Raw genomic sequence first — 12,353 nt, 5'->3', positions numbered from 1 at the left:
GCCCGGGCCGCCCGCCCCTCATCGAGCCGGCCTTCGGCTGACACACTGCCCACCCGTCGCCCGACCACCGCCCCTCATCGAGTCAGCCTTCGGCTGACACACTGCCCACCCGTCACCCGACCACCGCCCCTCATCGAGTCAGCCTTCGGCTGACACACTGTCGTTATGCGAATCGTGGTTCTGGCCGGCGGTATCGGCGGCGCCCGCTTTCTGCGGGGACTGAAGGCAGCGGCTCCGGACGCGGACATCACCGTCATCGGCAACACCGGTGACGACATCCACCTGTTCGGCCTGAAGGTGTGTCCCGACCTCGACACCGTGATGTACACGCTCGGTGGCGGCATCAACGAGGAGCAGGGCTGGGGCCGCGCCGACGAGACCTTCCGGGTCAAGGAGGAACTGGCCGCCTACGGCGTCGGCCCCGAGTGGTTCGGCCTCGGCGACCGGGACTTCGCCACCCACATCGTGCGGACCCAGATGCTGGCCGCCGGCTTCCCGCTCAGCGCCGTCACCGAGGCGCTCTGCGCGCGCTGGCAGCCCGGCGTGCGGCTGCTGCCGATGTCCGACGACCGGATCGAGACCCACGTCGCGATCGAGGAGGACGGCGAGCAGCGGGCCGTGCACTTCCAGGAGTACTGGGTGCGGCTGCGCGCCTCCGTGGACGCGCGGGCCGTCGTCCCGGTGGGCGCCGAGCAGGCCAAGCCCGCGCCCGGGGTCCTGGAGGCCCTCGGGGAAGCCGACGTCATCCTCTTCCCGCCGTCCAACCCCGTCGTCAGCGTCGGCACCATCCTCGCCGTGCCCGGGATCCGCGAGGCGATCGCGGACGCCGGGGTGCCGGTGATCGGGCTCTCGCCGATCGTCGGGGACGCGCCGGTGCGCGGCATGGCGGACAAGGTGCTGGCGGCGGTCGGCGTGGAGTCCACCGCGGCGGCGGTCGCCCGGCACTACGGTTCCGGGCTGCTGGACGGCTGGCTGGTCGACTCCGTCGACGCCGGCGCGGTGGCCGAGGTCGAGGCGGCCGGGATCCGCTGCCGGGCCGTACCGCTGATGATGACCGACCTGGACGCCACGGCCGCGATGGCGCGCGAGGCGCTGGCGCTGGCCGAGGAGGTCCGGGCGTGACCGGCGACGCCGACGTGCCGGCGTACCGGGTCTGGGCGCTGCTGGGCATCGGCGAGGTGCGGCCCGGCGACGACCTGGTGAAGCTGATCGCGGCCGCGGCGACCGCCGACGGCACGCCCCAACTCGCCGACGGCGACGTGCTGTTGGTGACGTCGAAGATCGTCAGCAAGGCCGAGGGGCGGATCGTCGAGGCCACCGACCGCGAGGCGGCGATCGACCGGGAGACCGTGCGGCTGGTCGCCCGCCGGGGCACGCTGCGGATCGTCGAGAACCGGCAGGGCCTGGTGATGGCCGCGGCCGGCGTCGACGCCTCCAACCCCCGCGGGCACGGTCCTGTTGCTGCCGGAGGACCCGGACGCCTCGGCGCGCGCCCTGCGGGCCGGGCTGCGCACCGAACTCGGCGTGGACGTCGGCGTCGTCATCAGCGACACCTCCGGGCGGCCCTGGCGCAGCGGTCTGACCGACGTCGCCATCGGGGCGGCCGGGGTGCGGGTGCTGGACGATCTGCGCGGCGGCACGGACGCGTACGGCAATCCGCTCAGCGCGACCGTGGTGGCCACCGCCGACGAACTCGCGGCGGCGGGCGACCTGGTGAAGGGCAAGGCGGCCGGGCTGCCGGTCGCGGTGGTGCGCGGGCTGGGGCACGTCGTCGAGGAGACCGGTGACGGGGCGCGGGCGATGCTGCGCGGCGCCGCGGACGACATGTTCCGGCTGGGCACCTCCGAGGCGGTACGGGAGGCGGTGACGCTGCGACGTACGGTGCGGGCCTTCACGGACGACCCGGTGGACCCGGGGGCGGTGCGGCGCGCGGTGGCCGCGGCGGTCACCGCACCGGCGCCGCACCACACCACACCCTGGCGGTTCGTCCTGCTGGAGTCCGCCGAGGCGCGGGCGCGGCTGCTGGACGCGATGCGGGACGCCTGGATCGCGGACCTGCGCGGCGACGGCAAGTCGGAGGAGTCCATCGCCAAACGGGTGCGGCGCGGCGACGTGCTGCGGAACGCGCCGTATCTGGCGGTGCCGTGCATGGTGCTGGACGGCGCGCACAGCTATCCGGACGCGCGGCGCAACGCGGCGGAGCGGGAGATGTTCGTCGTCGCCCACGGGGCGGGGATCCAGAACTTCCTGGTGGCGCTGGCGGGCGAGCGGCTGGGGTCGGCCTGGATCTCCTCGACGATGTTCTGCCGGGACGTCGTACGGGAGGTCCTGGGCCTGCCCGGCGACTGGGAGCCGATGGGGGCGGTGGCCATCGGGCGTCCGGCCGAGGCGCCGCGGGCGCGGGCGGCACGGAGCGCGGACGACTTCGTGGTCGTGCGCTGAGGCGGCCCCTGACCGGACCCCGCCGGGCTCAGAGGCGGGCGATATCGCCGACCGGGAACCGGGGGGCGCGCCGCGGCGGGGTGATCCCGGAGAGCAGGATCAGCCGGGCGGCGCGGTGCCGCTGCCCGGCGTACGGCGCGAGGAGTTCGAGCATCTCCGCGTCGGTCGTGCCGCGGCGGCCGGTGAGGGCGTAGCCGATGATCTTCGGGAGGTGCAGATCGCCGACCGTGATCGCGTCCGGGGCGCCCAGGGCGCGCTGGAGCGTCTCGGCGGCGGTCCACGGGCCGATGCCGGGGATCGCCGTCAGCCGGCGGGTGGCGTCGGACAGGTCCATCCGCGCGGCCTCCTCCATCCGGCGGGCCACGCGTACGGCGCGCAGGATCGCGGTGGAGCGCTTGGCGTCCACGCCGGCGCGGTGCCACTCCCAGGAGGGGATCAGCGCCCAGCCGCGCGGATCGGGCATCACCCGCAGCCGCTCCCAGGGGCCGGGCGCGGGCTCGCCGTGCCGCTGGAGCAGCAGGCGCCAGGCGCGGTACGCCTCGTCGCTGGTGACCTTCTGCTCCAGGATCGACGGGATCAGCGATTCCAGGACCAGGCCGGTGCGGGCGAGCCGGACGCCGGGGTGGCGGCGGCGCGCTTCATGGACGATGCGGTGCCGGGCGGTCAGCTGCGCCGGGTCGTCGTCCTCCCCAGCAGCTGCGGCAGCCGGTCGAGCAGCCACTCGGCGCCGGGGCCCCAGGCCTCGGCCACCACCTCGCCGTCGGCCGGGCGGGCCGCGACGCACAGCGTGCCGGGTCCCTGGGGCGTGCGGCAGGCGCGCCAGATCTCCCCGCCTCGCACCGCGAAGGCCGGGTCGCCCGGGCCGCGCTGCAGCACCCCCAGGGTGCGGTGCAGGTCGTACGGGCCGGAGGGGACCCAGGTGCGGGCGGGCATGCGGCCAGAGTAGGCGATGGGGGTGACAGCGGGCGGGGAGCGGGACGCCGGGGGCGCGGGCCCTTAGGTGTGGGGCGAACGGATCCCGTAGGGGACGCGAAGGCCCCCTGCGGGGCCTCAACAGGCCGGGTGGGGGCGGTATTCCCGGCATTCCGGCCACCGGGCCGGCCCCGCTACTGGTCCGACGAGAAGCGCACCGACCGGCCGGGATCTCCGCGTCGCACCAGATGCGGATGCCGTCGCGGAGTTCGTTGTCGGCGCCGATGCGGGCGCCGTCGCCGATGACCGCGCCGTCGAGCACCGTACGGGCGCCGATGCGGGCACCCGCGCCGATCAGGGAGTCGCGGATCACGGCGCCGGGTTCGACGACCGCACCCTCCAGGACGGCGCTGCCGTCGAGCTCGGCGCCGGCGCCGATGACGGTGCGCGGGCCGACGACCGTACCGCCGGTGAGCTTGGCGTCCGGGGCGACCTCGGCCGTCTCCAGGACGAGGCGGTCGCCGCGGCGGCCGGGCACCGCCGGGGACGGGGCGCGGCCCAGGACCAGGTCGGCGGAGCCGCGGACGAAGGCCTGCGGGGTGCCGAGGTCCAGCCAGTACGTGGAGTCGACCATGCCCTGGAGGTGCGCGCCGTCGGCGAGCAGCCCGGGGAAGGTCTCGCGTTCGACGGAGACCGGGCGGCCGGCCGGGATGGTGTCGATGACCGACCGGTTGAAGACGTAGGCGCCGGCGTTGATCTGGTCGGTGACGATCTCCTCGGGCGTCTGCGGCTTCTCCAGGAAGGCGGTGACCCGCCCGGTGCCGTCGGTGGGGACGAGACCGAAGGCGCGCGGGTCCTCGACGCGGGTGAGGTGCAGGGAGACGTCGGCGCCGGAGGTGCGGTGGGTGTCGACCAGGGCCTTGATGTCCAGGCCGGTGAGGATGTCGCCGTTGAAGATCAGGACCGGGTCGCCGGGTGCGGAGTGCAGCCGTTCGGCGACGTTGCGGATGGCGCCGCCGGTGCCCAGCGGTTCCCGCTCGGTGACGTACTCCAGGTGCAGCCCGAGCGCCGAGCCGTCGCCGAAGTACGGCTCGAAGACCTCGGCGAGGTAGGAGGTGGCCAGGACGATGTGCTCGACGCCGGCGGCCCGGGCGCGGGCCAGCTGGTGGGTCAGGAACGGCACGCCGGCCGCCGGGACCATGGGCTTGGGCGTGTGCACCGTCAGCGGCCGCAGCCGGGTGCCCTTGCCGCCGACCAGGAGGATCGCTTCTGTCACCTGTCGTCTCTGCTTCCTGCTGGGGTCGGCCGGTCGGCGGACCAGTGTAGGCAGACGGGCCCCCGGCCGGCCCCGGCGGAGGGGCGGGTTCCGGCCGCGGGCGGACGCCGTCATCCCAAGTCGTGGTCGCTAAGACGTGTCTGCCGCAGGAACGGTTCAGTGGTGCCCGGGACGACCCGGAAGGCCCCTTCCTCCTCGTCCTCCGGCCGGCGGCCGTCTCCCGTCCCCGGGAGTGCCCCCTGCCGGTATCCCGTTCAGCGCCCCTGGAGTTGCGCGGCGGCGAGCCGGGTGGCGGCGAGTTTGTTGTAGAGGTGGTTGCCGGGGCAGTCGGTGGTGAAGCCGTCGCGTGGCCGGAGATGACGTGCAGGCCGACCTTGGTTCCCTTGGGATAGCGGTTGCCGCCGCTGGAGACCATCTGTGCGGTGGCGCGCGGATCGGCGTTGGACAGGCCGAGCTTCCAGGCCGTCAGGTGGGCGACCGCGGCGAGGGCGGCCTTGGGCGGTTCGGTGTCGGTGAAGGTGCCGAGGACGGCGATGCCGGTGGAGTCGTTGTTGAAGCCGAGGGTGTGGGCGCCCATGACGGGCTTGGCGACGCCGCCGGCGCGGCCTCGTAGACCGTTCCACACTTGTCGATGAGGAAGTTGTAGCCGATGTCCCGCCAGTGGTTGCTCTTGACGTGGAAGCGGTACATGGCGCGGATCAGCTTGGGGGCCTGGGCGCAGGTGTAGTTGTTGCCGGAGCCGCTGTGGTGGACGAAGGCGGCGCGCACCGCGTGGGTGTAGAGGAACGACTTCTCGCGCAGCTTCTCGTTGGCGCCCCAGCCGGCCCGGGTGACGATGCGGGGGCGCGGTCCGACGTAGGTCGGGCCGGCGGGCCGGCCGCCGCCGGCCGCGGCGATGTCGGCCTGGGAGGCGGCGCGGTCGAGGGCCGGGATCTCGGTGGCGCCGAGCGGGGCGAGGGCGGCGTTGGCGACGGAGGCCGCGGTGGCGTCGGGGCCGAGGGGGGCCGGCGGGCCCTGGACGCTGCGCCGGGCGGGCGGGGCGCTGCCGGGGTCGACGAGTTCGAGGCGCAGTCCGCGCGGGACGGCGACCGGTGCGCGGTTGCGGGTCTGCGGGGTGATGCGCAGTTGCACGGCGTCGGAGTCGCCGACCCACAGGGGCGCGGTGCTGCCGCGGACGTCGCTGCCGTGGCGTTCGGCGGCGTCGAGGTCGGGGGCGTCGTCGTTGTGGGTCTGGACGTCCTGCCAGCCGGACCAGGCGCCGGTGCGGGTGGCGCGGGTGCGGACCTGGACCCGGCCGTGGAGTGCGGCGCCGGCGTCCTCCCAGACGACGCCGAGCAGGGAGAACGGCCGTACGCTGCGGGCCGGCAGGCCGAGGGTGCGGGGCACCGGGGCGGTGGGGTGTCGCGGTCGGTGGGGCGGGGCGCGCCGGTGCCGAGGGCCGTGACCGGCAGGGACTGGGTGCTGCCCGGGAGGTCGGCGGTGCGCGCCGCGGCAGGGCCGGGTGGCCGGCCGGCGGCACCGGCGTCCGGCGCGAAGGGCAGGGCGAGGGCGGCGGTGCACGCCGCGCCGAGGCAGCTCGCGAGGAAGGGGCGCATGGACAGCATCGTGAACACGGGCGGCGGCAACGCGCCAACGGTGACCTGACGGGGCATCGGCCGATCCGGTGGCCCGGGCCGGCCGGGCCCGACCCACCGTCAGCGGCCGCCGCGCGTACCCTTGCCGCGATGAACGCCATCGATCGCACCCCGCCGACCTGCTGGGTTCCGCGCTCGCCGCGGACCCGGCCCGCCCGCTGGTGACCTTCTACGACGACGCCACCGGCGAGCGCGTGGAACTGTCCGTCGCGACCTTCGCCAATTGGGTGGCCAAGACCGCCAACTACCTGCAGGGCGATCTGGCCGCCGAGCCCGGTGACCGGCTCGCGCTGCTGCTGCCGGCCCACTGGCAGACCGCCGTCTGGTTGCTGGCCTGTGCGTCGGTGGGCGTGGTGGCGGAGGTCGGCGGAGATCCGGCGGCCGCGGATCTGGTGGTGGCCGGTCCGGACCGGCTGGCGGAGGCGCGGGCCTGTTCCGGGGAGCGGGTGGCGCTGGCGCTGCGTCCGCTGGGCGGGCGTTTCCCGCAGCCGCCGGAGGGGTTCGCCGACTACGCCGTGGAGGTGCCGGGGCAGGGCGACCGGTTCGTGCCGTTCGTGCCGGTGGAGGCGGCTGCGGCGGCGCTGGTGGTGGCCGGGGAGGAGCTGACCGGCGCGCAGGTCGTGGACCGGGCGCGGGCCGATGCGGCCGCGGCCGGGCTGCCCGCGGCGCCCCGGGTGCTGTCGGGGCTGCCGTACGACACCTGGGAGGGCCTGTCGTACGGGCTGTACGGGCCGCTGGCGGTCGGTGGCTCGGTGGTGCTCTGCCGGCACCTCGGCGCGCTCGACGCGGCGGCCGAGGCGGCCCGGGAGACCAGCGAGAAGATCACGTTCCGGGCGCCGCGGGCGGCCGGATAGCGCCTGTCGCGGGGGTTCCCCGGAGGCGCTCCCCGTCCGGCGGACCGTGGGGGCCCAGCGCAGGCCCGGGCGCCGGTTTCCGTTCATGCTCGTGAGATACGTACGACCCGGCGCGGGTTCCGTCCGTCCGTCGTGACGCGGGGCCCGCACGGGCGCTACGCCGACTCCGTGAGGATGGACGCACAGGTGACCGAGACCCCCGAGCCCCCAGGTTCACCGGCTGGGCCGAGCGCCCGGGCAGGGGGCCGGGGCCGCGGCGCACCCCGCCGGACGGGCGCTGGCGGCGCCGGCTGGTGTTCGGGGCGGTCGGGGTGCTGCTGGCCGGGGCGGGTGCCGGCGGGGCGCTGTACGCCAAGCTCAACGGCAACATCCACACCGACAACGACGTCGAGGCCGAGCTGCGCAAGTGGGAGTCGGAGCGGCCGCCGGCGGGCCCGCCGAACGCGCAGAACCTGCTGCTGATCGGGTCCGACAGCCGCACTGGCGGCAACAGCGCGTACGGCCGGAGCAGCGGCCAGCGGTCGGACACCACGATGCTGCTGCATCTGGCGGCGGACCGCAGGAGCGCCACCGCGGTGAGCATCCCGCGGGACCTGGTGGTGGAGGTGCCGCACTGCAAGGGGGCCGACGGGCGGGAGACCGGTCCGCAGACGACCCAGTTCAACTCGGCGTTCGCGTACGGCGGGGCGGCCTGCACGATCCGGACGGTGGAGAAGCTGACCCGGATCCGGATCGACCACTACATGATCATCGATTTCGTGGGCTTCAAGCGGATGGTGGACGCGGTGGGCGGGGTCGAGGTCTGCCTTCCCCGGCCGGTCCGGGACGTCGAGGCGCACCTCGATCTGCCCGCGGGCCGGCAGACGCTGCAGGGCGAGGCCGCGCTCGGATACGTACGGGCCCGCAAGAGCCTGGGTGACGGCAGTGACACCGAGCGCATGGAGCGCCAACAACGATTTCTTGGTGCTCTCGTGAAGAAAGTGCAGAGCAATGGTGTCCTGCTGAATCCGACCCGGCTGTATCCGGTTCTGGATGCCGCGACGAGTTCGCTGACCACGGACGGCGGTCTGGCTTCGCTGCGCGGGCTGTACGAATTGGTGCGCAGCACTCGCGGCATTCCGACCGGGCGGGTGCAGTTCCTGACCGTGCCGCGCCGGGAGTACCGCCTCGATCCCAACCGCGACGAGCTGGTGGAACCGGATGCCGACCAGCTCTTCGGGCGGCTGGGCAGGGATCTTCGGGTGACCGTGCGGCCGGCGCCGGGCGGTGCGGAGCGGCCGGTGCGGTCCGGGGGCGGGGCGCCGGGCGGTGGGTCGCCGGACGACAAGCCGGGCCCCGAACCCTCGCCTTCGGCGGGTTCAGGGCCTACCTTTCCCGGTACGACGGCGGAGCGCGGGATCTGCGAATAAAGATGCCGCAAAGTACGCCCGGCGACTCGAATGGATTGGGCGGATTGCCCAGTTGTAGGGAAGTGGAATTTGTCACGCGCGTCGCGTGGCGCTGAACTGGGCGGATAGTGTGAGCGATCCGGTCCGCACATTGCCGGACCGATGACCATGCACCTTTGACCATGCACCTTTGACCATGCACTGCACGATCGACCTACCCGAGCGCCTTGAGGGGATGGCGCCGCGTGGCACCGACGGAGGACTCAAGGCACCGTGGACGCGCAAGGCCGTGGGCAGGCGGGCGACGACAACGTGGATCCCGCCGATCAGTGGGTGTTCGATCCGAACACCGGCAATTACGAGCTGCGGCTTGACCCGGCCGGTCAAGCCCCCGCTCGGCCCTCCAACCCCAAGGCCCCCGGGTCCAGACGCGCCGCGCGGCGGCCGGGTGCCGGGGACGACACCGACACCCGCCCGCTGCCGACGCAGCGCGGGCGCCGCGGTGAGCGGGGCGAGGACGGTGCTGACGGGCGTCCGGCCGGTGGCCGGGCGGCGGCGCGGCGGGCGGCCGGGCGTACCGCGACCGGCTCGCCCTCGGTGGCGGGTCCGGCGAGCCGCCGCAAGCGCAAGCCGAAGGCGTCCGGGAAGAAGAAGGCGCTGTACTGGACGGCCGGCGTGGTCGGCTTCGTCCTTGTCGCCGGCTGCGGCGGCGCGTACTACCTGTACCAGCAGCTGGACGGGAACATCTCCAAGGTCGACGTCGGCGTGGAGAACGATGCGGTGTCCGACGGCCGGTGAACCTGCTGATCATCGGCACGGACTCCCGGTCCGGCAAGGGCAACTCCGGTTACGGCGACGCCGGGAGCGTGGGGCACGCGGACACCACGATCCTGATGCACATCTCCAAGGACCGGTCCAACGCCACCGCGCTGAGCATCCCGCGCGACCTGATCACCGACATCCCGGACTGCCCGACGGCGCAGAAGGACGGCTCGAAGAAGGTCATCCGCGGCGAGCACCAGGTGCGCTTCAACACCAGCCTGGGCCAGGAGGGCCGGGACCCCGGCTGCACCTGGCGCACCGTCCAGAAGCTCACCGGCCTGAAGGTCGACCACTTCATGATGGCGAACTTCAACGCGGTCAAGGAGCTGTCCGAAGCGGTGGACGGTGTCGAGGTCTGCGCCGGCAAGGACATCGACGACCCCAAGTCGCACCTGCACCTGAAGGCCGGCCGGCACATCGTCAAGGGCGAGCAGGCGCTGGCCTTCGTCCGCACCCGGCACGCCGTGGGAACCGGCAGCGACCTCAGCCGAATCCAGTTGCAGCAGCAGTTCCTCAGCTCGCTGATCCGCAAGCTGAAGTCGAGCGCGTTCTCCAGCCCCGGCAAGCTCTACGACGTCAGCCAGGCGGCGACCAAGGCGCTGACCGTCGACACCGGCATCGGTACGGCCGGCAAGCTGCTGGACTTCGGCAACGACCTGAAGCGGGTCAACCTCGACAAGATCACCTTCGCCACGGTGCCGGTGCTGGACAACCCAACGACCCGGCCACCGTCATCCTGGACAAGGCGAAGGCGGACCCGCTGTTCGCGATGGTCCGGGCCGACCACCAGCTGGCGAAGAAGCACAAGGGCAAGAAGGGCTCCGCATCGGCCAAGAAGGCCCCGCCGGAGCTGGTCCGGGTCGATGTGACCAACGGCGGCGGGCCGATCGGCTCGGCCCAGGAGACCGTGGACTGGCTGCAGAACAGCAAGGGCGCCCGGCTCTCCACCAACGCCGGCAACGCCCCGCAGAAGCTGGCCGCCACCCGCCTCGAGTACGCCCCCAACCAGGCCGACCAGGCCGCCGCACTGGCCGACTGGATGGGCCTGCCCAAGAGCGCGCTGAAGAAGTCCGCGCAGGACGCCGGTGACCGGGTGCCGATGAAGCTGATCCTCGGCAAGGACTTCAAGGCACCGGGCACACCGATCTCGGCGCCGACCGAAACCCGGACGGGGTGCAGAACGTCAACGCAGACGACAAGAACGTCTGCGCGAAGTAACGAACGTGACCCGGCCGCCCGCACAGCGGCCGGGAAGCACCAACCGGACTGACAACGGGGGAGGGCCCAATGCGGCAGAGCAGTGTGCGTGGTGACCGATCACGCCGGCGACGGCAGCCGGAAGCACAGGAACTGGGCTGGGACGACAGCCTCTACGAGAACAAGGGGCTGCCGCCGGACGCGCCAGGCTGGACGCCGCCGGAGGGCGGCGAGGTGCCGCCCGGCGACGGGGACGGGCCCGAGGAGGCCGGCGGCCCCGCAAGGGGGGCCGGCCGCGCCGCAAGAAGGGCCGCAAGGTCCTCCGTTGGACCGCGATATCCCTCGCCGTCCTGATAGCGGGCACCGCGGGCGCCGGCTACTGGTACTACGAGCACCTCAACGCCAACCTCCGCAAGGCCCCGCGGTCCCTGGGCGGCAACGGCCTGAAGAAGCCGGACCCCAACGCGTTCGGGCAGAGCCCGCTGAACATCCTGCTGCTCGGCTCCGACGGCCGGAACAGCAAGAAGAACATCGAGCTCGGCGGCGCCCGGCAGGACGCGGACCGCAAGCCGCTGGCCGACGTCCAGATGCTGGTGCACGTCTCCGCCGACCGCAGCAAACATGTCGGTGGTCTCCATCCCGCGGGACACCCGGGTGACGATCCCCAAGTGCACCGACCCGAAGACCCACGAGGTCTTTCCGCAGACCACCGCGCCGATCAACGAGTCGCTCCAGCACGGCGGTCCGGGCTGCACCCTCTCCACCTGGCAGGAGCTCACCGGCGTCTACATCGACCACTTCATGATGGTCGACTTCTCCGGCGTGGTGGACATGGCGGACGCCATCGGCGGCGTCCCGGTCTGCGTCCGGGCAACGTCTACTCGCACGACAGCAGGGGCCACGGCAGCGGCCTGAAGCTCACCAAGGGCACCCACTACGTCAAGGGCGTCCAGGCGCTGCAGTGGCTGCGCACCCGCTACGGCTTCGAGGACAACACCGACATCGGCCGGGCCAAGGCCCAGCACATGTACATGAACTCGATGGTCCGCCAGCTGAAGAAGGGCACCAAGCTGTCCGACCCGGGACAGCTGCGGGACCTGGCGGAGGCCGCGACCCAGGCGCTGACCGTCGACGACGGGCTGGACACCGTCAAGAAGCTCTACGACCTGGGCGGTGACCTCAGCCGGGTGCCGACCAAGCGCATCACGATGATCACCATGCCCTGGCAGTACGGCCCCGGTGAGCGCTACGTCCTGCCCAAGCCGGCGACGCGGACGCGACGTTCGCGATGCTGCGCAACGACACCGCGCTCGACGGCAAGGACGCCAAGAAGAAGCCGGCGCCCGACCCGAAGGCGTCAACTCCCAAGAACAGCTGAAGATTGTCGTGCAGAACGGCACCAACAGCACGGTGACCGGTCCGGCCTCCGGCCGCGCCAACGACATCCAGCACCAGCTGGCCGGGCTCGGCTACTCCGCGGCCGCCACCACCACGGTGCTCACCAGTCAGGCCGACACCACCCTGACGTACCACGGCGCGGACCGGCGCGGCGATGCGCTGGCCGTCGCCAAGGCCCTCGGGCTGCCCAAGAGCGCGGTGCGGGAGTCGAGTTCGGTGAGCGGGCTGCAGCTGGTGATCGGCAACGACTGGCGGGCGGGCACGGCCTACCCGAAGACGTCCGGCAACGACAAGCCCGCCGACAAGGCGCCCGCCAGCGCGGACGCCCTCAACGGCGAGTCCAAGGGCTGCATGCAGGTGAACCCGGACTACACGTTCTAGCCCTGTCCCGCGCTTCGACGTGCGAGCGGCCGCCGCTCCGCCGGATGGA

4 protein-coding genes and 7 pseudogenes are annotated in these 12,353 nt (G+C 73.2%); 8 read left to right on the top strand and 3 right to left on the bottom strand.

Annotated elements, in window-relative coordinates; translation table 11 throughout:
- Positions 1 to 165: 165 nt before the first annotated feature.
- Both cofD and OJ254_RS13195 read left to right on the top strand, forming a co-directional pair.
- A complete protein-coding gene (cofD, locus tag OJ254_RS13200) occupies positions 166 to 1,122 on the top strand; it encodes a 2-phospho-L-lactate transferase (RefSeq protein WP_265362489.1) in 957 nt (318 codons plus the stop codon).
- Positions 1,119 to 2,442, top strand: a pseudogene (locus OJ254_RS13195) (coenzyme F420-0:L-glutamate ligase). Before cofD ends, OJ254_RS13195 begins: the two are co-directional and overlap by 4 nt.
- 28 nt (positions 2,443 to 2,470) lie before the next feature.
- On the opposite strand, the pseudogene OJ254_RS13190 reads toward OJ254_RS13195, so the two are convergent.
- From OJ254_RS13190 to OJ254_RS13180, 3 pseudogenes are all read right to left on the bottom strand, one after another.
- A pseudogene (locus OJ254_RS13190) lies at positions 2,471 to 3,375 on the bottom strand (DNA-3-methyladenine glycosylase family protein).
- A gap of 173 nt (positions 3,376 to 3,548) precedes the next feature.
- Positions 3,549 to 4,630, bottom strand: a pseudogene (manB, locus tag OJ254_RS13185) (mannose-1-phosphate guanylyltransferase).
- A gap of 254 nt (positions 4,631 to 4,884) precedes the next feature.
- Positions 4,885 to 6,225 (bottom strand): annotated as a pseudogene (locus OJ254_RS13180) (peptidoglycan recognition protein family protein).
- A 129-nt stretch (positions 6,226 to 6,354) separates the two neighbouring features.
- Here OJ254_RS13180 and OJ254_RS13175 point away from each other — a divergent pair.
- The 6 genes and pseudogenes from OJ254_RS13175 (at position 6,355) to OJ254_RS31020 (ending at position 12,304) form a co-directional block, all read left to right on the top strand.
- Positions 6,355 to 7,118: pseudogene (locus OJ254_RS13175) on the top strand (TIGR03089 family protein).
- A 293-nt stretch (positions 7,119 to 7,411) separates the two neighbouring features.
- Complete coding sequence (locus OJ254_RS13170) at positions 7,412 to 8,527, top strand: LCP family protein (RefSeq protein ID WP_265362488.1); 1,116 nt, start codon at positions 7,412 to 7,414, stop codon at positions 8,525 to 8,527.
- Between the two features lie 252 nt (positions 8,528 to 8,779).
- Positions 8,780 to 10,546: pseudogene (locus tag OJ254_RS13165) on the top strand (LCP family protein).
- Between the two features lie 600 nt (positions 10,547 to 11,146).
- Positions 11,147 to 11,440, top strand: a complete 294-nt coding sequence (locus OJ254_RS31030; protein WP_341483605.1) for an LCP family protein — start codon at positions 11,147 to 11,149, stop codon at positions 11,438 to 11,440.
- Positions 11,386 to 11,523: pseudogene (locus OJ254_RS31025) on the top strand (hypothetical protein); the annotation flags it as partial. The gene OJ254_RS31030 and the pseudogene OJ254_RS31025, both read left to right, overlap by 55 nt.
- Before the next feature lie 388 nt (positions 11,524 to 11,911).
- Positions 11,912 to 12,304 carry a LytR C-terminal domain-containing protein gene (locus tag OJ254_RS31020; RefSeq protein ID WP_341483604.1) on the top strand — a complete coding sequence of 131 codons (393 nt, stop codon included), beginning with the start codon at positions 11,912 to 11,914 and terminating at the stop codon, positions 12,302 to 12,304.
- Positions 12,305 to 12,353: the final 49 nt, after the last annotated feature.

This window comes from Streptomyces endophytica (assembly GCF_026153355.1).
In the GTDB taxonomy this organism is placed as follows: Bacteria; Actinomycetota; Actinomycetes; order Streptomycetales; family Streptomycetaceae; genus Streptomyces; species Streptomyces endophytica.
The sequence above is the reverse complement of the archived record's forward strand: the minus strand, read 5'-3'. Positions and strand labels throughout refer to the sequence as shown.

Bases quoted from the DNA above. Each gene is read 5' to 3' on its own strand.
- cofD (WP_265362489.1), top strand. From the start codon at position 166: ATGCGAATCGTGGTTCTGGCCGGCGGTATCGGCGGCGCCCGCTTTCTG.
- OJ254_RS31030 (WP_341483605.1), top strand. From the start codon at position 11,147: ATGTCGGTGGTCTCCATCCCGCGGGACACCCGGGTGACGATCCCCAAG.